This is a genomic window from Gordonia sp. LUNF6, assembly GCF_047041125.1.
GTDB lineage: Bacteria > Actinomycetota > Actinomycetes > Mycobacteriales > Mycobacteriaceae > Gordonia > Gordonia sihwensis.
On record NZ_CP178181.1, the window covers coordinates 3,249,814 to 3,271,243 of the forward strand.

At 66.8% G+C, this 21,430-nt stretch carries 18 protein-coding genes; 3 read left to right on the forward strand and 15 right to left on the reverse strand.

Going from position 1 to position 21,430, the window contains the following annotated elements; all coding sequences use genetic code 11:
- Positions 1-67: 67 nt before the first annotated feature.
- From ACK8HH_RS15200 to ACK8HH_RS15245, 10 genes are all read right to left on the reverse strand, one after another.
- Positions 68-763: a hypothetical protein gene (locus ACK8HH_RS15200; protein WP_006897285.1), complete on the reverse strand. Its 696-nt coding sequence runs from the start codon at positions 761-763 to the stop codon at positions 68-70.
- A 572-nt stretch (positions 764-1,335) separates the two neighbouring features.
- Positions 1,336-1,749: an elongation factor Tu gene (locus ACK8HH_RS15205; protein ID WP_231650061.1), complete on the reverse strand. Its 414-nt coding sequence runs from the start codon at positions 1,747-1,749 to the stop codon at positions 1,336-1,338.
- Positions 1,750-1,784: 35 nt separating this feature from the next.
- On the reverse strand, positions 1,785-2,153 hold the full coding sequence (locus ACK8HH_RS15210; RefSeq protein WP_278124940.1) for a DUF732 domain-containing protein: 369 nt from the start codon (positions 2,151-2,153) through the stop codon (positions 1,785-1,787).
- A 134-nt stretch (positions 2,154-2,287) separates the two neighbouring features.
- A complete protein-coding gene (locus ACK8HH_RS15215) occupies positions 2,288-3,913 on the reverse strand; it encodes an AMP-binding protein (protein ID WP_006897288.1) in 1,626 nt (541 codons plus the stop codon).
- 40 nt (positions 3,914-3,953) lie between these two features.
- Complete coding sequence (locus tag ACK8HH_RS15220) at positions 3,954-5,132, reverse strand: lipid-transfer protein (RefSeq protein ID WP_006897289.1); 1,179 nt, start codon at positions 5,130-5,132, stop codon at positions 3,954-3,956.
- Positions 5,132-5,533 (reverse strand): MaoC/PaaZ C-terminal domain-containing protein, encoded by a 402-nt coding sequence (locus ACK8HH_RS15225; RefSeq protein WP_006897290.1) that lies wholly within the window; start codon positions 5,531-5,533, stop codon positions 5,132-5,134. Before ACK8HH_RS15225 ends, ACK8HH_RS15220 begins: the two co-directional genes overlap by 1 nt.
- The gene (locus ACK8HH_RS15230; RefSeq protein ID WP_412475311.1) at positions 5,530-6,564 is read right to left on the reverse strand and encodes a bifunctional MaoC family dehydratase N-terminal/OB-fold nucleic acid binding domain-containing protein; all 1,035 of its coding nucleotides are present in this window, start codon (positions 6,562-6,564) and stop codon (positions 5,530-5,532) included. Before ACK8HH_RS15230 ends, ACK8HH_RS15225 begins: the two co-directional genes overlap by 4 nt.
- Positions 6,565-6,573: 9 nt before the next feature.
- Positions 6,574-7,740, reverse strand: a complete 1,167-nt coding sequence (locus tag ACK8HH_RS15235; protein WP_006897292.1) for an acyl-CoA dehydrogenase family protein — start codon at positions 7,738-7,740, stop codon at positions 6,574-6,576.
- The gene (locus tag ACK8HH_RS15240) at positions 7,731-8,822 is read right to left on the reverse strand and encodes an acyl-CoA dehydrogenase family protein (RefSeq protein WP_278124945.1); all 1,092 of its coding nucleotides are present in this window, start codon (positions 8,820-8,822) and stop codon (positions 7,731-7,733) included. The genes ACK8HH_RS15235 and ACK8HH_RS15240 overlap by 10 nt, the downstream gene beginning before the upstream one ends.
- A 116-nt stretch (positions 8,823-8,938) precedes the next feature.
- Entirely contained in the window at positions 8,939-11,110 is a 2,172-nt protein-coding gene (locus ACK8HH_RS15245; RefSeq protein WP_278124947.1) for an acyl-CoA dehydrogenase, read from the reverse strand.
- Positions 11,111-11,278: 168 nt separating this feature from the next.
- Between ACK8HH_RS15245 and kstR the strand changes: the two genes are divergently transcribed.
- Complete coding sequence (gene kstR / locus ACK8HH_RS15250; protein ID WP_085950754.1) at positions 11,279-11,905, forward strand: cholesterol catabolism transcriptional regulator KstR; 627 nt, start codon at positions 11,279-11,281, stop codon at positions 11,903-11,905.
- 24 nt (positions 11,906-11,929) lie between these two features.
- Here kstR and ACK8HH_RS15255 read toward each other — a convergent pair whose 3' ends face one another.
- On the reverse strand, positions 11,930-12,961 hold the full coding sequence (locus tag ACK8HH_RS15255) for an alpha/beta hydrolase (protein ID WP_411815636.1): 1,032 nt from the start codon (positions 12,959-12,961) through the stop codon (positions 11,930-11,932).
- Between the two features lie 245 nt (positions 12,962-13,206).
- Between ACK8HH_RS15255 and ACK8HH_RS15260 the strand changes: the two genes are divergently transcribed.
- Positions 13,207-14,664 carry an acyltransferase gene (locus ACK8HH_RS15260; protein ID WP_082781236.1) on the forward strand — a complete coding sequence of 486 codons (1,458 nt, stop codon included), beginning with the start codon at positions 13,207-13,209 and terminating at the stop codon, positions 14,662-14,664.
- 140 nt (positions 14,665-14,804) lie between these two features.
- Here the strand turns inward: ACK8HH_RS15260 and ACK8HH_RS15265 are convergent, their stop codons facing one another.
- The 3 genes from ACK8HH_RS15265 to ACK8HH_RS15275 form a co-directional block, all read right to left on the reverse strand.
- On the reverse strand, positions 14,805-15,707 hold the full coding sequence (locus ACK8HH_RS15265) for an SGNH/GDSL hydrolase family protein (RefSeq protein ID WP_278124949.1): 903 nt from the start codon (positions 15,705-15,707) through the stop codon (positions 14,805-14,807).
- 106 nt (positions 15,708-15,813) lie between these two features.
- Positions 15,814-16,530 carry a hypothetical protein gene (locus tag ACK8HH_RS15270; protein ID WP_278124951.1) on the reverse strand — a complete coding sequence of 239 codons (717 nt, stop codon included), beginning with the start codon at positions 16,528-16,530 and terminating at the stop codon, positions 15,814-15,816.
- Between the two features lie 260 nt (positions 16,531-16,790).
- A complete protein-coding gene (locus ACK8HH_RS15275; RefSeq protein WP_006897300.1) occupies positions 16,791-19,331 on the reverse strand; it encodes an ATP-dependent Clp protease ATP-binding subunit in 2,541 nt (846 codons plus the stop codon).
- Between the two features lie 254 nt (positions 19,332-19,585).
- Between ACK8HH_RS15275 and ACK8HH_RS15280 the strand changes: the two genes are divergently transcribed.
- Positions 19,586-20,896, forward strand: coding sequence for a PQQ-binding-like beta-propeller repeat protein (locus ACK8HH_RS15280; protein ID WP_278124952.1), 1,311 nt, complete (start codon positions 19,586-19,588; stop codon positions 20,894-20,896).
- Between the two features lie 12 nt (positions 20,897-20,908).
- Here the strand turns inward: ACK8HH_RS15280 and ACK8HH_RS15285 are convergent, their stop codons facing one another.
- Positions 20,909-21,304, reverse strand: coding sequence for a winged helix-turn-helix transcriptional regulator (locus tag ACK8HH_RS15285; protein WP_278124955.1), 396 nt, complete (start codon positions 21,302-21,304; stop codon positions 20,909-20,911).
- Between the last annotated feature and the right edge of the window lie 126 nt (positions 21,305-21,430).

Consider the following 21,430-nt stretch of genomic DNA (forward strand, 5'->3'; position numbering starts at 1 on the left):
CGATCCCGGGACCTCGGGTACGAGCGAACCAGGTATGCCGCGGGTAATCAGCCCGTCGTTGGTGCATTCAGTTGAACCGATCGCCGTCTATCGTGATTCGATGGCTTCGCAGGGTGGGCCAGGACTCAAGAGAACGGCTGAGAACAATCTCCTCAGCACGAGCCGAATCTGCGCCGATATACGTCGAGTCCAGCTCGACGTTCGAGCATACGAACCAACTTTGGTCGACGGCCCACCACATGTTCGGACGGATCCCTTCAAGTACCTCTGACGCACGGCCCACATCCCCCATGGTGAGGTAGTAGTTGAATGCACCGATCCGGACGGTCGGACACATCGACGAAATCTCTTGAAACGCCGTATTTCCTTCCCAGAAGGCAAATACACAACGGGTGTTCAGTCCGCGCCCCAGATGATGTGCGATCTCGTCGGTCACCATCGGCCGAAGAGAGTTAATTCGATGAGGGCCTTCATTCCACCATCCCCCGCGGGGTTCGAATTCACCCTGCGAGATCTTTGACCATTGCATCTCGGCATGAGCTACCTTGCCATTGACTCGCGCAACGTCGGACCATCGATAGTTCCCGATCAGAGCACCGTTGACGACCCTTTCCGCTGGGTGCAACACACGAAGATACCTCTCGTATCCGCCGGGGACAAGTGATCCGACAGTGCCCGAGTATGGCTGAAAGAGCAGCGAGTCAACCCATTCAGCCACTTCGGTATCGTGAATCACTTCATCTCGAGCCCACTCAGAAGCCATTGGCTACTCCCCTCGGCAACTGTCTACTTGGAGCGTAGTCCGATTCGAGTACGGACTTGTCCGCTTGGGAGCGAGAACTCGGCTACTGGCTGCGGCCTTGCCCTCTTGAGTGGAGCCGGTGAACGAGACGTTATCGACGCCGGAGAAACCGCGCCGACGTCGAGCGTGCTGCGCAGAGGTTCTCGACGCGGCGTGCATTAATCTGGCCGGCAGATCGCGCGTGGATCCTCACGAAACGTTGACTACGCCTTCACTTCCATAGTGATCGATGGAGACGATGCCCTCACCGAGATGGCTCGTGGCCCGCGTAAACGCGCCCTGTCGACATATGGCTGGTCGAAGGCGTGGACGATTCGCAGTTGCTCACATCGACGCAAGGCTACCAATTCTACCCAGGCGTAATTCCTCCTGGGCGACTACTCCTGGTCAAGACGGACATATCAGAGGATCGTAGGGATGCGGCGCTTCCCTACGAAGGGAACGATGACCTGTGAGTCGTAGATGTGGGCGACATGAAAGACAGTTCGCCGTCCGATCGCCGATCCGCCTACCCCGAACGCTCCCCCCCGGTTTCACTGACCGTCAGCGACGTCCCCGGCGGGCGGGACGTCCGAGGCCAGCCTCGATCGGATCACGCCGCCCTTGAGCGCATCGATGTCGACGATCACCTGACCGCCGTACGGTTTGGTGGGAAGCTGATCCATCCGCAGTCCGTCGAGCCCGATCGCGCCGGCCGTCCCCTCCTCCAGAACGGCCGGCGCACGGCGACGCCGAGTCTCCACCCGAGCCACCTGCACCAACACGACGCTGTCGCCGATCACCAGCGAGGCCGCCGCACCGGTCACCACCGTCCCGGACTCCACGGTCCCGGTGAACAGCCGTCCCTTGCCCGTGACGGTGAACATGTCCTCGATCCGGAACTGGAACGGTCCGACCACGTCCGCTTGGGCTGCCGCAGACTCCGACTGCCGGTTGAAGAATCGCATCCTCCGACCCTAACGATCCGAGACGCCGCGAGGAACTAGCTGCTGGGTCGCAGCTGACTCGGCAGAGTCTTGTCCTTCTGATCCGGGCAGAACGCGGGAATGGCTGCGCCGACCACCGCGGCGGCCTGCCCCTTGCCTCCCGCCTCGGTGTTCATCGAATCGATGACCTCCATCATCGACTTGCCCGACGCCAGTTCCGAACACGCCTTCTTGCCTGCCGCGACGGCCGCGTCGTCGTCCTTGTACGACGACCCCGACGATTTCACCACCTGGAGATAGACGCTGGTCCGCGCCTCCGACGTCGACTCGTTGGAACTGCTGTTGCTGCTGTCATCGCCGCTGCACGCGGAGAGGAAGACCGCGCCCGCGACCAGCGGGGCGATGACGAGGTATCGAAGTCGCATGAACAGTCCGTTCGGTCGTGGGTGGGTGCATCGAGCGGTCGTCTTGAACAGTATCGCCCGACAGGCCTCACGTCAGCGGACCCTCACACCGCATCGAGGACGAGGCATGAGGGTCCGCTGACCGACGAAAAGAGCTAGACGGCCGCGCCTTCTTCAGCGGCGGTGGCCTTGGCCCACTTGTAGTCGGCCTTGCCGGCCGGCGTCCGCTTCACCTCGTCGACGAAGACCACCGTGCGCGGAACCTTGTAGCCGGCCAGCGTCTGGCGGCAGTGCTCCTGGATCTCCTCGAGAGACGGCTCGTCGAAGCCCTCGTTCAGCGACACGACTGCGGCGACGCGCTGGCCGTACTTGGGATCCGGTGCAGGCACCACGAGGGCGTCGGCCACGGCCGGATGCGCGTGCAGAGCGCCTTCGACCTCTTCGGCGTAGACCTTCTCACCGCCGGTGTTGATGCACTGGCTGCCACGGCCGAGGAAGACGATGCTGCCGTCCTCGCGCAGGTACCCCATGTCGCCGAGCACCGAGATGCGTGTGCCGTCGGCCAGCGTCGGGAAGGTCCGCGCGGTCTTCTCCGGATCCTTGTAGTACCCCATCGGGATGTTGCCGATGCGGGCGATGTGACCGACCTCGTTGGGAGTGGTGATCTTGTTGAACTTCTCGTCCACCACCATCATCCGGTCGGTCGGCGGCACCATGAGGTTGCCGTTCTCGTCCATCTTGATCTCGCCGTCGTTGCCCGACTCCGAGGCGCCGAAATTGTCACGCAGCATCAGATCCGGCTTCACCGCGAGCATCCGTTCCCGGACGCTCTGACTCCACAGCGCGCCGCCCGAGGTGATCGAGAACAGGGTCGAGAAGTCGGCGGTGTCCTTCTGCTTCTCCATCTCGTCGGCCAAGGGCATGCCCATCGCATCGCCGACGATCAGAATCATCTGCGTCTTGTCCCTGCCGATGTTGCGAACGATCTTGGCGGCGTCGAAGTCGCGCTCCAGGATCAGACGCCCGCCCAGCGAAATGAACGTGAACAGCGAGTACGAGGCGGCTCCGTGCATGAGCGGCGCGGCGATCAGGAACGACAGCGACGGGAAGTTCTGGACCTCCTTGGCCAGCTCCGCGAGATCCGCGCGCGGCGGTCCGTAGGGGTTGCCGCCGGAGATCGGCTTGCGGAAGAAGTCGTCATGCTGCCACATGACGCCCTTCGGATAACCCGTGGTGCCGCCCGTGTAGATCAGGTACAGCTCCTCACCGGTCCGCTTCTCGAAGTCGCGCTCGGTGGACCGGGCGATGTAGCCGTTGAAATCGACGATCTCGACGGTGCGGCCGTCGAGGGCGGCCGCCGCGGCGGTCAGCTCGTCCACCGCCTCTCCGATCACGAAGACGGTACGCAGTTCGGGCAGCGAAGCCATCAGGTTCGCGACGCTGCGCTGATGTTCGGGAAGCTCCACGACGATGGCGGCCGAGTCGGAGTTGTCGAAGATGTACTCCAGCTCGGAGTCGGTGTAGCGGTAGTTCACGTTCACCGGCACCGCACGGACTTTGATGAGGCCGATCAGCGAGGTGACGTGCTCGACGCTGTTCTTCAGGAACAGCGCGACGTTGTCGTCCTTGCCGACCCCGTGCGCGGCGAAGTGATGCGCCACCTGATTGGCGAGCCTGTCGAGCTCGGCGTACGTGTAGTCGTGGCCCTCCCAGGTGAGGACCACGCGCTCGGGAACAGCGTCGACGACGGTCTCGAAGACGTCTGCGAGGTTGAACTTCATCTTTGTTGATCTCCTTGGGAGGGAACCGACGGGGTCGGGGTCAGGCGGACAGGATCAGGCCCGAGGTGGGCACGCCGGTGCCCGCGGTGACGAGGACGTGCTCGGCGCCGTCGACCTGGTTGACGGAGGTACCGCGCAGCTGACGGACCCCTTCGGCGATGCCGTTCATACCGTGGATGTACGCCTCGCCCAGCTGGCCGCCGTGTGTGTTGAGCGGCAGCACACCGCCCACTTCGAGTGCACCGGGCTGTGAGACGAAGTCCTTCGCCTCTCCGCGTCCGCAGAAACCCAGTTCCTCGAGTTGAATGAGCGTGTAGGGCGTGAAGTGGTCGTACAGCACCGCCATGTCGATGTCGGACGGCGTGAGTCCGGACTGCGCGAACAATTGCCGCCCGACCAGTCCCATCTCCGCCAGCTCGGGCAGCGCGTCCCGGTAGTAGCTGGTCATGATGAACTGGTCGGTACCGCTGCCCGATGCGGCACCGGCGATCGTCACCGGCTTCTGCTTGAGGTCCTTCGCTCGCTCGGGCGACACGACGACGATGGCGACACCGCCGTCGGACTCCTGGCAGCAGTCGAGCAGATGCAGCGGCTCGGCGATGTAGCGCGAGGCCTGATGGTCTTCGAGGGTGATCGGCTTGCCGTAGAAGAAGGCGTTCGGATTGGTCGCCGCGTGCTTGCGGTCCACCACCGCGATGCGCCCGAAGTCCTCGCTCGTGGCCCCGTACTCGTACATGTACCGCTGCGCGACCATCGCGACGAACGCCGCGGGCGTCGAGAGTCCGTGCGGGTACGAGAAGGCGTTGTCGGTGCCCGACGAATTCTCCTGGTTGGCGACAGCCGCGTTGACCTGGCCGAATCGGTTGCCCGACCGCTCGTTGAAGGCGCGATAGGCGACCACCACGTCGCATACGCCGGTGGCGACCGCCATCGCCGCCTGCTGCACCGTCGACGCCGCGGCGCCGCCGCCGTAGTGGATGCGGGAGAAGTACTTGAGTTCGGGGATGCCCGTCGCCCGAGCCACCGCGATCTCCATATTGGTGTCCATCGTGAAGGTCACCAGGCCGTCGACGTCGGTGGCGCACAGGCCGGCGTCGGCCAGGGCCGCGTTCACGCACTCCGCGGCCAGCCGGAGTTCGCTGCGGCCCGAGTTCTTCGAGAAGTCGGTGGCGCCGATCCCGGCGATCGCGGCCTTGCCGGAGAGCGTCCGGTCCGTCATCACGCCTCCTCGCGGGTGAAGGTGACCTTGGAGATCACGTGCTTGCCAAGAGAATTGGTGCCGGTCACCGCGACAGTGACGGCGACGTCGTCCACCTGCGTCACCTCACCGGTGAAGGTGAGCGTGTCGTAGGCGTACCAGGGCACCCCGAGCTTGAGTTCGATGGCGCCGATCCGCGCCCGCGGACCCGCCCAGTCGGTCACGAAGCGCTCCACCAAACCCGTGTCGGTCAGGATGTTCACGAAGATGTCCTTCGAGCCCTTCTGCTGGGCCAGGTCTCGATCGTGATGGACGTCCTGATAGTCGCGGGTGGCGATCGCCGATGCCACGACGAATGTCGGCGACGCGTCGATCACCAGCGGGGGCAGCGTCTGGCCCACCTGGATGGTCTGCACGGTCACTTCGCCGTCTCCTTCGCTCGCCATGCATAGAGCGACCACGGCTCGCCGCCGGAGTCGTCGTCTCCCGGGAAATCGAGGAACTCCACCTCGACGGGCATTCCGATCCGCACCGCGTCCGGATCGACGCCGCGCAGCTGTCCCAGCATGCGGACGCCCTCGTCGAGCTCCACGAGCGCCACCACGAAGGGCAGTTCCCGTCCCGGGACCCGCGGCGCGTGGTGGACGACGTAGCTGTACACGGTGCCGGTCCCGGCCGCGACCACGTAGGCGGTGTCGGGGTACTCGCCGTCGGCGCCGCGTTCGGTCCAGACCGCGGGAATCGGCGGATGCCGAAGCGAGCCGTCCTGCACCTTCTGAATGCGCAGTTCGTGGGCGGCCACGCCGTCCCAGAAGAAGCGGGTGTCGCGCGAGGCCGACGGTCGAATGAGCTTGGCCGGATCGAGACCGGCGAAGTCGGCGGTCTGCTCCCGCGGTGTCTCCGACACCGGTGCGGCGGGACGGAACTTGAGGATCCGGAAGTCCATCTCGGCGACGGTCTCCTCGCCCACACGCCAGGTGTTGCGCGTGGTGAAGAACCAGCCCTCCCCGAGTGCGGTCTGCTTCGGCCCCACCACCTCGGTCAGTTCCGAGGTGATCGTCACCTCCTCACCCGGACGGGTGTACCGGTGGTACACCGTGTCGCAGTTGGTGGCGACCACCGAGGTGTAACCGGCCGCGTCGAAGAGTTCAGTCGCCAGACCCAGCGGATCGTCGTCGGTACGGACACCGTGCAGCCCGCGCATCGTCCACACCTGCGCCATCGCCGGGGGCGCCACCACGCCGGGATGACCGGCGGCGCGCGCTGCGGTGTCGTCGACGTAGATGGGGTTCTCATCGCCCATCGCCTCCAGCCAGTTGTTCACCATCGGCTGGTTGATCGGGTCCCGGCCGGTCCGGGGAGCGCTGGCGCCCCGGGCGGCGATCTCAGCCGCCGCGGCACGGATCTGCTCAGGCGTCGACTGCCCGGTGATCGCCTCTCGGGTGATCGTCATCCCGCCCCCTTATCGCTTCGTCCGCGGCAGGCCGAGGCCGGCCGTGCCGATCATGTCGCGCATCACCTCGTTGACACCGCCGCCGAAGGTGATGACGACGTTGCGCTTCGCCTGCATGTCGAGCCATTCGGCGAACTCCGACGTGACCGGTTCGGTGAAGTCGCCGAAGCGTCCGACGACGTCGTCGATCAGCCGGTAGATCGTCTGAAGCCGCTCGGTGGAGAAGACCTTCGTCGCCGCGGCATCCGCCATGGAGATCTCTCCGTTCGACGCGACCTGCCAGTTCAGCAGCTCGTTGAGCCGCTCGTATGCGCCGATCTGCGCGAGGAGCCGTCGCACCTGTTCCTGCTCGATCACCGGGGCGCCCTCGTACTGGGCGGACCGGGCCCACGCGCGCAGCCGGTCCTCCAGCCCGCCGATGCGCCCCGACGGCCCGAGCATGACGCGCTCATGATTGAGCTGGGTGGTGATCAGCTTCCAGCCGTCGCCCTCCTCCCCGACGCGCATGCTCGCGGGCACGCGGACGTCGTTGTAGTAGGTGGCGTTGACATGGTGCGCACCGTCGGCGGTGATGATCGGCGTCCAGGTGAAGCCGGGATCCTTCGTGTCGACGATGAGGATCGAGATGCCCTTGTGCTTCGGCACCTCGGCATCGGTGCGGCAGGCGAGCCAGATGTAATCGGCGTCGTGGCCGCCGGTGGTGAAGATCTTCTGACCGTTCACGATGTAGTCGCCGGTGGCCGGATCGACGACGGCCCGCGTGGTCAGCGAGGCGAGGTCGGTACCGGCGTCGGGTTCGGTGTAGCCGATCGCGAAGTGCACCTCGCCGGCGAGGATCTTCGGCAGGAAGAAGTCCTTCTGCTCCTGAGTCCCGTAACGCTGCAGGGTGGGGCCGACGGTCTGCAGAGTCACCGACGGCAGCGGAACGTCGGCCCGCACCGCCTCATTGGTGAAGATCTGCTGTTCGATCTCGCCGAAGCCCTTGCCGCCGAACTCCTTCGGCCACCCGACACCGAGCCAGCCGTCGGCACCCATGCGGGAGATGACGTTGCGGTAGCTCGGACCGTGCCGCTCGGTGCGCATCGTGCGCTCCTCGTCCGGGCTGATGAGGCCGGCGAAGTAGGCGCGCAATTCGTCGCGCAAGGCGATCTGCTCGTCGGTGAACGCTACGAACATGCGAGCGCCTCCTGTCCGGCGGGAACGGTCTCGTCGGCCAGCTTGTCGAGCGTGGCGTGTGCGCCGCCCGCCAGACGAGCGGCGTCCTTGACCAGTGAGAAGTAGCGGTGCAGCGGGTAGGTCACGTCCACGCCGACGCCGCCGTGCAGGTGCGTCATGGTGCGCAGAGTGGCCGGCAGTTCGGCGGCGATCCAATACATCGCCGTGGCGAGATCCTGCTCGGGATCGACGCCGTTCGCGATGTCCCACGCCGCCGCCGTGGCGACCAGATTCATGGTCCGGGAGATCACGTAGACGTCCGCCAACTGCTGGCCGACGGCCTGGAATCCGGCGATCGGCTTGCCGAACTGGTGGCGGGTCGAGACGTGCTCGGCGGTCCGCTTGACAGCACCGGCCACCAGTCCGTCGACGTACGCGGCGAACAGCGCCCGGTACGCGTCGACGGCCGGGCGGGGATCGTCGGCGACGACGTGCGAGTGCGGCACGGCGACACCGTCGAACACGACCGTGTACTCGCCCCAGCCCGACGACGCGGTGGTGCGGCTGATCTCGACGCCGGCGGCGTCGGGCGTCACCACGGCGACGCCTCTGTCGGCCACCACCAGCAGCGCCGATGCGCCTTCGGCCGCGAGCACGCCGGTCTTGACACCGTCGAGCCGGGCACCGTCGACGGTGTCGGTGAGCGTGACCGCCGGCGCCTCACCCAGTGCGCGACCCCGTTCGCCGATCGCGACGGCGTGCCAGCCGCCCTCGGCGATGGTGCGAGCGTGCTCGGCCGCCGAGGACGACCGAGCCAGCACCAGTCCGGAGACCAGGGTCCCGATCAGCGGAGCCACGACGGCGTCGTGACCCGCGCGGGTCAGCAGCGGCACCAGCGAATCGATCGCCAGCCCGTCGCCTCCGAGCGACTCGGGCAGCGGAAGCACGGTCACTCCGGCTCCGGTGAGCGCCTCCCATGCGGCGGCATCGAAGCCGCCGGCTCCTTCGGTGAACTTGCTCTCCCAGTCCGGCTGCAGTCGGCGCATCACCTCGTCGGCGACGTCGCGGACCGCAGCAGCGGTGGGCTCCAGGGTGAAATCCACCCGGCTCCTCCTCCAGCAGTATTAGAACTTGTTCTAGTTTATCAGAGACCCAGAGACCGGTGTCACATCTTGCCGATGCCCTGCGATTTTCGTGCCGTTGTCGACGCGTTTCCCGCTCAGCCGCGGGGTAGACCTAGAATCCGTTCAGCCGCTGCGTTCTTCAGGATCTGGGTGGTTCCACCGGCGATCGAGAGGCAGCGATTCAGCAGCAGCAGGTCAGTGGCGGCGGTGGCGCCCAGCCCCTCGCACCCCAGCAGATCGGTGGCGAACTCGGGCACCGACTGCCGGTGCACCACACCGATCAGTTTCCGGACACTCGACGTGGCGCCCGGGTCGGTGCCACTGAGCCGCTGAGCCACCGACCGCGCGTCGAGCACCCGTCCGATGTGGGCGTCGGCGATGATCCGGCCCAGTTCGAGCGTCTGGGCCCCGGTCAGTTCGACGCCGCTGCTGTCGAGTTGCCGGAGCAGCGCATCCACCTCCTTGCCCAGCCCGGACCCGCCCATGGCGACACGCTCGTTGGCGAGGGTGGTGCGCGCCAGGCGCCAGCCGTTGCCGACGTCGCCGACCACCATGGAATCGGGCACGAAAACGTTGTCGAGGAAGACCTCGTTGAACATCGCCCGGCCGGTCAGCTCCCGCAGCGGACGGATGTCGATGCCCGGTGCCGACATGTCGACCAGGAAATACGTGATGCCCTTGTGCTTGGCCACGTCCGGATCGGTCCGCGCCAGGCACACCGCCCACTGCGACATGTGCGCCTCCGACGTCCAGATCTTCTGTCCGGTCAGCAGCCAGCCGCCGTCGGTGCGGACCGCGCGCGTGCGCAGTGATGCGAGATCGCTGCCCGCCTCGGGTTCGCTGAACAGCTGGCACCAGCGGATCTCGCCCGCGAGGGTGGGCGAGACGAACTTCTCGCGCTGCTCGTCGGTGCCGTGCTCCAGGATGGTCGGCAGCGCCCATCCGGCGATCACCAGGTCGGGGCGGACCACGCCGACCCGGTCGAGCTCCGCGTCGATGAGCAGCTGCAACGCCGGATCGGCCGACAATCCGTAGGGCTCCGGCCAGTGCGGGGCGAGGAATCCGGTGCGAGCGAGCTCGGCGCGTCGCTCCGACTCCGGTACCGCCGCGATCGCCTCGGCGGTGGCCGCGATCGCGGGCCTGCGGGCCTCGGCGTCGGCGAGGTCGAGCGAGAACTCTCGGCGGCCGCCGGCACGGCCGAGTTCGGCCAACGCCGCGCGCTGGGGCTCCCCGGCGGCGAGCTGCGTGCGCGCGGCGAGCGCGGAACGCAGATACAGGTGCGCGTCGTGCTCGAAGGTGAAGCCGATGCCGCCGAGGACCTGAATGGCGTCCTTCGCGTTGGCGGGCGAGAGATCCGCGGTCAGCACCGCGGCCGCCAGTCTGCTCAGTTCCACCTGGTCACGATCCTGATCACCGGTACCGGTCCGCGCGTCGTCGAGCGCGCGAGCGAGGTCCCATGCGGCGGCGGCGAGCTGCTCGCTCCGGCAGAGCATGTCCGCGCAGATCTGCTTGATCGCCTGAAACGACCCGATCACCGCACCGAATTGGGTGCGGACCTTCGCATACTCGACCGCCAGGTCCAGGACGTGCGCGGCGACCCCGGCCTGATAGGCGATCACGCCGACGTGCAGGAGGGCCACGAACCGCTCACCGTCGTCCAGCGCGAGTGTCTCCTCCTCCGAGAGCTCCGACACCCGCACCCGCACCGGGACCGCCGTGCCGTCCAGGGGCCCGGCGACCGCGTCGGTCTCCATGCGGCACGACGCCGGATCGATGAGGCGCCACCGCACGGTGCCGCCGTCGAATGTCAGCGGTGCGGCGACGAGTGCGTCGGACACGTACGCGGGGATCAGACCGAGGTCCACTGAGCCGTCGACCACGCCGAAGCCCGCGGACTCGGCGACCGCGGTGGCGGGCACCACCACCGGGCGCTGTCCGGCCATCACCTCGTCGGCGAGTTCCGCACCCTGCGTGGCCAGCACGTATCCGGCGGCCATCGTCGGCGCAAGCGGACCGGGAACCAGCTCCGAACCGCAGGCGGAGAACATCACGGCGACGTCCTCGACGCTGCCGCCTGCACCTCCCGCACTCTCCGGAACACCGGCGGCGAACAGCCCGAGGTCCGCGATCTGCGTCCACAGCGGACGCCAGGAGTCCGCCGAGTGGTCGAGATCGCCCCGCACCGCGGAGCGAACATCGCGCGCCTGAGCCCAAGCAGCGATACTGTCACTTACAACCCTTTGGTCCGCTGACGTGGCGATTGTCACCGAGACCTCCTCCGAGATTTTGTTGGTAACGTCAATTAGAACCTGTTCTAATATCCATTGGGTGTACACCATCGGAGGGCGGCTGCCAACTGGCGGCCGATGGACGTGACGTAACGGAGGAGACGGAAACCTATGGCTGGCGCGGGAACGACGAAGACCGAGACCGATATGCCGGCGCCGCCTCCAGCCCCCGCTCAACTGTCCGGTGCCGAGGTCGGATCCGCCGCACAGCGTGAACGACGCAGGCGCATCCTCGACGCCACCCTGGCGCTCGCGTCGAAGGGTGGATACGACGCCGTCCAGATGCGAGCCGTCGCCGACAAGGCCGACGTGGCCGTCGGCACGCTGTACCGCTATTTCCCGTCCAAGGTGCACCTGCTGGTGACCGCACTCGCTCGCGAACTCGAGAAGGTGGAGTCGCGCGCCGACCGCAGCGTCCTGCAGGGTGACACCGCCGTGGAGCGACTGCGCTTCGTCCTCGACATGATCACGTTCGCGATGCAGAAGGATCCGCTGCTCACCGAAGCGATGACGCGGGCCTTCATGTTCGCCGACGCCTCGGCCACCAGCGAGGTCAACCGAGTCGCCACCATCATCGACCGACTGCTCGCAGGCGCGATGATCGACGACGCGGACCCGGCGGCCGAGCCGACCGCCCAGGATCTCGCGATCGCCCGCGTCATCTCGGACGTGTGGATGTCGAATCTGGTGCAGTGGCTGACCCGGCGCGCATCGGCCACCGACGTCACCAACCGGATGGAACTGACCGTCCGATTGCTACTCGACCGCGACTGACACCGCGCCACACACTCGTGCCGATCAGGCCGTTCCCAGATCCTTGGCGATCATCGGCCACGTGGTGTGCAGATCCTGCTGCCAGTACTCCCAGGAGTGGGTGCCCAGCGGCCGCGAGATCACCTCGGTGTCGACGCCGGCCGTCTTGAGCGCCTGCTCCATCTGCACGGTGCAGCTGCGGACCGCGGCCTCGATGACGCCGCCCATCACCACTTGATCCACCAGAACCGCCGGGTCCCCCTTGATCAGTCTCGCATCCAGGGTGTCGTACCGGCCCGGCAGTCCGCTGCCGGAGGTCATGTAGACCTTCACACCGCGCAGTGCCGCCGCGTGCAGGTAGGGGTCGTTGGCCCGCCATCCCGGCCCGTCGAGCGGTCCCCACATGTTGGTGATGTCACCGCGGCCGCGGTCGCCGATGACGGTGCGGATGTACGCCTGGCCCAGCGGATCGCTGGTCCGTGCGCATCCGCTGTACGCAGCCACCGACCGGTACAGCTTGGGCGCCGCGATCGCGAGGTTGAACACCGAGGTCCCCGACATGGAGATGCCCGCGATCGCGTTCGCACCGCTGGTGTTCAAGGCCTTGTCGACCAGCGGCGGCAGTTCCTCCGTGAGGAAGGTCTGCCACTTGTTCCGGCCCAGCACGGGATCGTCGCGCTGCCAGTCCGTGTAGTACGAGAAGGCCCCGCCCACCGGCGTCACGACATTGACCCGCTTATCGGCGAAGAACTTCTTGTAGTCGGTCTTGGCGCGCCAGGTGGCGCTGTCCTCGCCGCCTCCCGCACCGTTGAGCAGATACAGGACCGGCGCCGGGGCATCGTCCTCGGGCCGGAGCACGTTGAGCGAGATAGTCCGCCCCATCGCGGCGGAGTACACCTCCAGGAGTGACTCCTGGGGTGCCACGTTCGTCAGCGACACGACACGCGCGGGAAGCTGAGCCGTGGCGGGTTCCTTCGGTGCGGACGTCGCCGGATCGGCCGAGGCCACCCCGGCGCCCGTCAAGAAGAGCGCGCAGACTCCCGCGACCACCGCGGCTCGTGAACTGAATCGTCGCACTGCAAACCCCTTTTGCCCCACCAATCACTTCTGTCACAGAGTATCCCGTCATGGCCGACATACCGAAACCCTGAGCGGACGTTTCGGAATCAGAACGTTGCAAATCCCCAGGGACGGGCCCGGCGAACGTGACCGAACGGACATCGACGCCGTTGCTGATGTGTGTTTACCCAGCCTGGGCTAGTACCCTCGCCACAGCAGCAGCACCAGAGCCAGGTGAATGAACGACAAGACAGGGTAGCCAGGTGGTAAACGCCCAACCGAAGATCGACGACGCGCCCGAGCGTCGGCCCGACGCAATCGAGGAGCCTTCGGCGCCGACGGACACGCAGACACCGCAGCCCGCGGACACCGCTGAGGTGCCGGCCCCCGTCAAGAAGAAGAAAGACGGGCATCTCTACCAGATCGACTTCGTCCGTCTCTTCACCTTCGGCGGCGTCATCCTCGACCACGTCATCCTGGGGCTCGCCCCCGCGACGGCGATGGCGGCCCAGGGTCTGGGTCTGCTCCTGCGGTACACGCGCTACTGCTTCTTCGCGCTCACCGGCTTCGTCCTCACCTACCAGTACCGCAACCGCGAACTGCACGCACCGACCTTCTGGCGCAGACGCTACAAGCTGATCGGCCTGCCCTTCGTGGTGTGGTCGCTGTTCTACTGGACCAATCGCCACTACCAGCAGGGCGGCTGGGACGCGATCCGCGGCATCTTCACCGACGGCGCCTCCGAGCGCCTCGCACTCAAGAGTCTCGCGTACGACCTGATCACCGGCAACGCCGCCTACCACCTGTACTTCCTGTCCGTGAGCATGCAGATCTATCTGGTGTTCCCGGCGGTCCTGTGGGTTCTGAAGCGGACCTGGGGATACCACCGGTACCTGCTCGCGGCCAGCCTGACGTTCCACATCTGGCTGCTGTTCCACATGGTGCGTCCACCGCTCTCCTTCTTCGAGAGCGGTGTGCCCGGCCTGATCTGGCGCTACCTCGGCGTCACGCTGTTCCCGTATCAGTTCTTCATCCTCGCGGGCTGCCTGGCCGCGTATCACTACGAGGCCTTCAGCGGCTTCATGAGGCGCTTCCGCCGGCCGTTGGTGCTCGTCGCCCTCGTGACGATCATCGTGACCCTGGTGTACTTCGTCTACAACGTCGACCAGGGCGAAGAGATGTTCCGCGCCACCAACGTCTTCATGGTGCACAACGCGTTCGCCTTCGTCGCGATCATCGTGATCCTGTACGTCTGCGGAACCATCTGGCAGGACAGGCGGAGCTCGGGCTCGATCGCCGACAGGTTCATGCGAACCGCGGCGGACCGGTCGTTCGGCATCTATCTGGCGCACGTCATCGTGCTCTCGACCGTCCTGGTCAGCTCACGCGAGCACCTCGACGCCCCGCTGTGGATCAATCTCCTGCTGACCTACCTCGTCACCGTTCTCGGCACCGTCTACCTCGTCGAGGTACTCCGCCGCAGTCCGATCAGCCTCATCACCACCGGACGCGAACGGATCGACTGGCGCATCCAGCGCTGGGGCCGGTCGTCGTTCGTCGCAGTGGTGGGCGGAGCGATCGGGTTCGGCGTGTACGAGTCGGTGAACACCGAACTCGGCGTCCTGATCACGGCGACCAGCGCGCTGCTGCTGCTCTCCGCGATCGTCGTGGGCGTCAAGCAGAGCAACGCGGCGCACGACGCGAAGCCCGCGCGTCCCTGACGGCCTGATCCACTGCATCGAGAAGGACCCCGGCTCGGCGAGCCGGGGTCCTTCTTCGCTGAACGTTCTTCACTGAACGGGCAGTTCCCGCTTCCCCCGGGCGTTCACGCTGGGTGCGCCCACATCGTGGTCATCACGAGTCAACGCACGGCCGCGGCCACGAGATCGGCGATGCCGGTCTTTCCCGCGGCATTCGGATGAAACACCATCTTGTTGCCGTAGCCGCGGATCCACGGTTCGGCCGCGCAGGCCGAATGCAGGGGCGCGAGCGAGGCGGTCGTGACGTGCTGGGCGCCGGTACGGTCGGCGACCCGCTGATTCACCGCGGACATCTCAGCGGCGATCTGGGCGTCCTGCTCCACCTCCCACGGCAGCAGCGGCAACAGCCGGCAGGGCGGTGCATCGATCGCCACCACCGGCGTGTAGTCGACGAGCACCACGCGAGCCAGCGGAGAGCGCGCCCGCACCGCTTCCACCGCGTTCACCAGCGACTGCTCGAGACGGCCGAAGTCGGCCGGGCCGGGCGGCGGCGGAGGCATCCGGCCCGACCCGCAGTGAGCCAGTCCGAGCGCACGCATGTTATTGCAGGCCTGAGCGATGATGCGGCCGACGAAGTCGATGTCGTTGCCGCCCGTCGTGATGGTGACCAAGCGGGTGTTGTGATCGACGGCCTCCACCTGCGGACGGATCTTGCCGTGCTTACGCACCGGTCCGGTGACCAGTTCCGCCGCGGTGGAACCCGAGCACGTCACGTCGATCAGGCGCATACCGAGCCGCGCGGCCACCTGGTGCGGATAGTTGTCGCCGGTACGGAGGCAACGCCGATCGACCACCGGACCCTCACCCGGGCCCGCCGCGAAGGAACTGCCCATCGCGACGTAGTTGACCGGCGGCGCGGTACGACCTGCCGTTCCGACCACCGATGCCGAGCTCGGGCCGGCCGCTCCCCGGGAGTTCGACAGGGCGAATCCGACCACCGCGGTCACCACGACCGCGACGACCACAGCGGCGACCGCCGCGGGACGATTGACCGAAGAGCGCATGGAGGAGAGTTTCACATATTCAGCTGTGGAATTCCCTAATCGGATCCGGTTGTCGCCGTTCCGTGTAAGCAATCCCACCCCCGGTTCGTCATCAGACGTCCGGGCTCTACTGCCGCGGCGGAACGCCACCCTGTCCGTGCGGCGGTGTCTGCGGCGGCTGCTGCGGATACGCGCCCGGCTGCGGCGGCTGCACCGGCGGGTACGGGCCGGGCTGCGGCGGCGGGAATCCACCCGGAGCCTGTCCGTAGCCCTGCTGCGGCTGCCCGTAGGGCCCCGGTCCCGGCTGCTGGGGTCCGGGCTGCTGGGGCTGACCGTACTGGGGCTGACCGAAAGACTGTGCCGGACCGGCAGCGCCTGCGGCGGGCTTACCGCCGAACAGGCCCGGACGGATCGTGAGCAGCACCGCAGCGGCCCCCGCCGCCAACGTCACCAATGCGCCCGCGAGCACGAGCCACAACCCGTACGCAGCGCCGAGTTCGGCGCCGGGCGGCATCTCGCTGCTCGTCTTCATCCCGACCGCGCCCGTCGGGTCGGCGACGAACACGATGCCCGCGATCGTGGCCGCGAGACCGCCCACCGCGGCCACCAGCGCGCCGATGCCGGAGTAGCGCCCGATCAGCAGCAGCACCGCGCCCACCGCGACGATGACTCCGAAGACGATCATCCAGATACCCGGCTTCTTCGCCTTCTCATCGGCATCGGAGGAGAACGAGTCCTCTTGCGCCGAGATCTGGTTCTCCATCGCGGCGCGGGCGATGTCGGGCGCTTCGATGACGTACAACGACGCGTCACCCGAGCCCATGCCGGTCACCGTGAAGTCCATTCCCACGGCGATCCTCGCCGTACCGAGGCTCTGCTCGCTCTTAGCGGACCCCGAGACCCACGCCAAGAAGCTGCAGACAATGAGAACGAGAGCCCCGACAGCGGCGACCGGTGTTCCGGGTTGCGCGGGCGGCGGCTGCGGAGGTTGGAACGGCTGCTGTCCGAAAGTCATGAGCTCCCCGGCCGCGGACGCAAAAATTTCGGCTCCCGCACCGGTCTGTGAGACCCGTGCGGGAGCCGAAATTCTGTATCAGACGGTTGTCAGCCCGCCTCGCCGTCGGCTGCCTCGGTCAGTTCCGCCGGGGCATCCGGGATCGCCCGCGGGCGGTCGGATCCGGTGAAGGTGAACGTGGCGTCCTCGCCCGTTCCCTCTCCGTCCCAGCCCTCGACGTCGATGACGACGATCTGGCCGGCCTTGATCTCCTCGAAGAGGATCTTCTCCGACAGCTGGTCCTCGATCTCGCGCTGAATGGTGCGGCGCAGCGGCCGCGCACCCAGCACCGGGTCGAATCCGCGCTTGGCCAGGAGGTTCTTGGCCTTCTCCGTCAGCTCCAGATCCATGTCCTTGTTCTTCAACTGCGCCTCCACGCGGCCGATCATCAGGTCGACCATCTTGATGATCTCGTCCTGCGTCAGCTGGTGGAAGACGATGATGTCGTCGATGCGGTTGAGGAACTCGGGCCGGAAGTGCTTCTTGAGCTCGTCGTTGACCTTCTGCTTCATCCGGTCGTAGTTGGAACCGCGGCCGTCGTCCTTGCTGAAGCCCATGCCGACAGCCTTGGAGATGTCGGACGTGCCCAGGTTGGACGTGAAGATCAGCACCGTGTTCTTGAAGTCCACGGTCCGGCCCTGACCGTCGGTCAGGCGACCGTCCTCCAGCACCTGCAACAGCGTGTTGTAGATCTCCGGGTGGGCCTTCTCGATCTCGTCGAACAGGACCACCGAGAACGGCTTGCGGCGCACCTTCTCGGTGAGCTGGCCGCCCTCGTCGTAACCGACGTAGCCGGGAGGGGCTCCGAACAGTCGCGACGCGGTGAAGCGGTCGTGGAACTCACCCATGTCGATCTGGATGAGTGCGTCGTCCTCACCGAACAGGAAGTTCGCGAGCGCCTTCGACAGCTCGGTCTTACCGACACCCGACGGTCCGGCGAAGATGAACGAGCCCGACGGACGCTTCGGATCCTTGAGTCCGGCACGAGTACGGCGGATCGCACGCGAGACCGCCGCCACGGCGTCCTCCTGGCCGATGATCCGCTTGTGCAGCTCGTCCTCCATGCGGAGCAGACGGGTGGTCTCCTCCTCGGTGAGCTTGAACACCGGGATACCGGTCCAGTTGCCGAGGACCTCGGCGATCTCCTCGTCGTTGACCTCGGCGACCACGTCGAGGTCGCCCGCCCGCCACTGCTTCTCGCGCTCGGCGCGCTCGGCGACCAGTTGCTTCTCCTTGTCGCGGAGGCTCGCCGCCTTCTCGAAGTCCTGGGCGTCGATCGCCGATTCCTTCTCCTTGCGCGCTTCGGCGATGCGGTCGTCGAACTCGCGCAGGTCCGGCGGAGCGGTCATCCGGCGGATGCGCATCCGCGCGCCGGCCTCGTCGATGAGGTCGATGGCCTTGTCCGGCAGGAAGCGGTCGTTGATGTACCGATCGGCGAGGGTGGCCGCAGCCGCGAGGGCACCGTCGGTGATCGACACCTTGTGGTGCTGCTCGTAGCGGTCGCGCAGACCCTTGAGGATCTCGATGGTGTGCTCCACCGACGGCTCGCCGACCTGCACCGGCTGGAAGCGGCGCTCCAGCGCGGCGTCCTTCTCGATGTACTTGCGGTACTCGTCCAGAGTGGTGGCACCGATGGTCTGCAGTTCGCCGCGCGCCAGCTTCGGCTTCAGGATGCTGGCGGCGTCGATCGCGCCCTCGGCTGCGCCCGCGCCGACGAGCTGATGCAGCTCGTCGATGAACAGGATGATGTCGCCGCGGGTGTTGATCTCCTTCAGCACCTTCTTCAAGCGCTCCTCGAAATCGCCGCGGTAGCGGCTGCCCGCGACCAGCGACCCGAGATCGAGCGTGTAGAGCTGCTTGTCCTTGAGCGTCTCCGGGACGTTGCCGTTGACGATCGCCTGCGCCAGCCCCTCGACCACGGCGGTCTTGCCGACGCCGGGCTCACCGATGAGCACCGGGTTGTTCTTGGTGCGGCGCGAGAGGACCTGCATGACCCGCTCGATCTCCTTCTCACGGCCGATCACCGGATCGAGCTTGCCCTCGCTCGCGGCGGTCGTGAGATTGCGGCCGAACTGATCGAGGACCAGCGAGGTCGACGGTGTGCCCGACTCCGACGACCGCGCGCCGGTACCCGCCTCGGCCGGCTCCTTGCCCTGGTAGCCCGAGAGGAGCTGGATCACCTGCTGGCGGACCTTGTTCAGGTCGGCGCCCAGTTTCACCAGCACCTGCGCGGCGACGCCTTCGCCCTCGCGGATGAGACCGAGCAGGATGTGCTCGGTGCCGATGTAGTTGTGACCGAGCTGCAAGGCCTCGCGCAGACTCAGCTCCAGCACCTTCTTGGCGCGCGGAGTGAACGGGATGTGACCCGACGGCGCCTGCTGGCCCTGGCCGATGATCTCCTCGACCTGGCTGCGAACCGCCTCCAACGAGATGCCGAGCGACTCGAGCGCCTTCGCCGCGACGCCTTCACCCTCGTGGATGAGTCCCAGGAGGATGTGCTCGGTACCGATGTAGTTGTGGTTGAGCATCCGCGCTTCTTCCTGCGCCAGGACGACAACCCGGCGTGCGCGGTCGGTGAACCGTTCGAACATTGTTCTCCCTCTATTGCTTGCGCCCCGGCCGCTGTCACGAAAGTGTGACGTACTCCGGCGACCAGCCCTGCCTCCACTGTAGTGGTCCCGGGAGGCGACGAGGCAGTTACATCTGTCCTCAGTCCTCGGCTGTGTACTGCGACGGGGTTCTGTGGTTGACAACGCAACGCTCAAGGGGGATGTTCCCGGCCCGATACGCCCTGAGCGAACGGTGCTCCGACCACCCGGCCGGAGCCCGTGATTGACTGTCTTGCATGTCCTCGCGCTCCTCGTTCGCGGGCCGCCTGCCACACCTGCCCGGAGGCATGGCGGCGGTCGCAGCCCTCAGCGCCGCGGCGCTGGTCGTCACCGCCGGGGTAGTCCTCTCCGGTGCCCCGGAATCCGCACCGGACGCCTCGATCGAAGGCGTGCTGCGCTCGTACTCCGCCGAACCCGACGCGGCGTGGACGCTCGACGACGGCACGTTGCCGGGAATGAGTGGGCCGGCGACGGTCGCGGCCACCGACGGCCACCGCTGGCTGATCTCGTACCCGGTCGGCATCAAGCACGAGTTCATGCTCATCGACGCACGGTCGGGCGAGCCGCAGTGGGACTCCCCGGTCGACGCGGGTTTCGGCGACTGCTCGATCAACGACCGCCGTCAGATCGGCTGCGCCGTTCGGCTGCGCATCGACGGGCCGGAGAACGGATTCTACCTCGTCGATCAACACGACGGATCCCTCACCCGCACCGCCGACGGCGACGACACCGCCGCGGTTCTCGGCCTGGGTCCCGACTTCGTGCACGTCAATCAGAGCGGCTACCAGGTCAGTCTGCGATCACCGGACGGCGCAACCGCGTGGAGCCGCACCTTCGCCGGCGCCGCCGAGGTCCGCAAGGCGCACGGCGCTCTCATCGTCGACACCTCCGACGACGCTCATCACGTCATCGACCCCGCCGACGGTACCGACCGGATCTCCTGCACCCAGTGCACGGTGGACGTCTTCGAATCCGGCATCGCGGTCACCGACACGGCGTACGGCGCCGAGTCGGTCTCGTTCCATCCCTTCACCGAGGCCGGCGTCAGCGACGAGGCCGTCGGAACGGCGCGGCGCATGCGTGTGCTCCGCGGACCGTCGACGCTCCCGGTGATCGCCCCCGCCGGCGAGGGGTCGTCTCTCGACGCCGCCGGGCACTACGAGATCGTCGATCCGGCGACCGGCGACGGGCTCTGGCAGATCGGAGATCCCGAACTGTCGAAGGCGAACGCCCGGCCGTGCGGCCGAGTGCTGTCAGTGGCGCGCAAGGATCGCTCACGCGTGTTCTTCGACCTCGCCGACGGTGCGCGGCGCGGCTCGATGCCTCCTCCGGCGCTCGATGATCCCGACGCCGCCATCGACGCCTCCTCCTGCGTGGGCGCCTCCGACGATGTGGCCGTGTTCGCGAACCCCAACCAGTTGACGGCCTACGACATCGACTCGGGCGCGCAGCTCTGGAACCGGACTGTGCTGGGATCGGCCCGTGACGTCGACGGCTACATCGTGCTGAGCGAGGGCGCGACACTCACCGCCTTGCGACCGAACTGAGTAGACGCGGATTCAGCGCCCGTCGTAGGCGGCACGCGCCTCGGCGACCTCGTCCACCTGCGCCTCCACGAGTTCGATCAACCCGGAGAGCCGCTGCGCCACCTGCGTGCCCGCCTCGGTGAGCGAGTACTCCACCCGCGGCGGAATGGCTTGCAGCATCTCCCGCCGCACGTAGCCGTCTCGCTCGAGCGATTGCAGGGTCACCGACAGCATTCGTTCGCTGACGCCGTCCACCCGCCTGCGGAGCGCGTTGAATCGGAGTTCGCCGTCGAGCAGCGCCACCAGTGCGAGCAGGCCCCACCTGCTGGTGACGTTCTGGAGGATCTCGCGCGAGGAGCAGTTCCGCGAGAAGACGTCGGCCTCGAGAGACGGGTCGACGATGTTCTCCGTGGGCTGCGCGTCGTTCATGCGGCCATTCTACCCTCCTGGACGCTATGTGCTTACCATCACCGTTGCACATTACTTTTCGTAAGTGCATGATGAATTGACAGCGCAAATTCATCGGCGTCATCATTACGCCGACCACGAGAGGAC

What these genes read in the sequence shown, in the direction of transcription:
- ACK8HH_RS15200 (WP_006897285.1), bottom strand. Translation starts at nt 763, where the DNA reads ATGGCTTCTGAGTGGGCTCGAGATGAAGTGATTCACGATACCGAAGTG.
- ACK8HH_RS15205 (WP_231650061.1), bottom strand. Translation starts at nt 1,749, where the DNA reads ATGCGATTCTTCAACCGGCAGTCGGAGTCTGCGGCAGCCCAAGCGGAC.
- ACK8HH_RS15210 (WP_278124940.1), bottom strand. Translation starts at nt 2,153, where the DNA reads ATGCGACTTCGATACCTCGTCATCGCCCCGCTGGTCGCGGGCGCGGTC.
- ACK8HH_RS15215 (WP_006897288.1), bottom strand. Translation starts at nt 3,913, where the DNA reads ATGAAGTTCAACCTCGCAGACGTCTTCGAGACCGTCGTCGACGCTGTT.
- ACK8HH_RS15220 (WP_006897289.1), bottom strand. Translation starts at nt 5,132, where the DNA reads ATGACGGACCGGACGCTCTCCGGCAAGGCCGCGATCGCCGGGATCGGC.
- ACK8HH_RS15230 (WP_412475311.1), bottom strand. Translation starts at nt 6,564, where the DNA reads ATGACGATCACCCGAGAGGCGATCACCGGGCAGTCGACGCCTGAGCAG.
- ACK8HH_RS15235 (WP_006897292.1), bottom strand. Translation starts at nt 7,740, where the DNA reads ATGTTCGTAGCGTTCACCGACGAGCAGATCGCCTTGCGCGACGAATTG.
- kstR (WP_085950754.1), top strand. Translation starts at nt 11,279, where the DNA reads ATGCCGGCGCCGCCTCCAGCCCCCGCTCAACTGTCCGGTGCCGAGGTC.
- ACK8HH_RS15265 (WP_278124949.1), bottom strand. Translation starts at nt 15,707, where the DNA reads ATGCGCTCTTCGGTCAATCGTCCCGCGGCGGTCGCCGCTGTGGTCGTC.
- ACK8HH_RS15270 (WP_278124951.1), bottom strand. Translation starts at nt 16,530, where the DNA reads ATGGACTTCACGGTGACCGGCATGGGCTCGGGTGACGCGTCGTTGTAC.
- ACK8HH_RS15275 (WP_006897300.1), bottom strand. Translation starts at nt 19,331, where the DNA reads ATGTTCGAACGGTTCACCGACCGCGCACGCCGGGTTGTCGTCCTGGCG.
- ACK8HH_RS15280 (WP_278124952.1), top strand. Translation starts at nt 19,586, where the DNA reads ATGTCCTCGCGCTCCTCGTTCGCGGGCCGCCTGCCACACCTGCCCGGA.
- ACK8HH_RS15285 (WP_278124955.1), bottom strand. Translation starts at nt 21,304, where the DNA reads ATGAACGACGCGCAGCCCACGGAGAACATCGTCGACCCGTCTCTCGAG.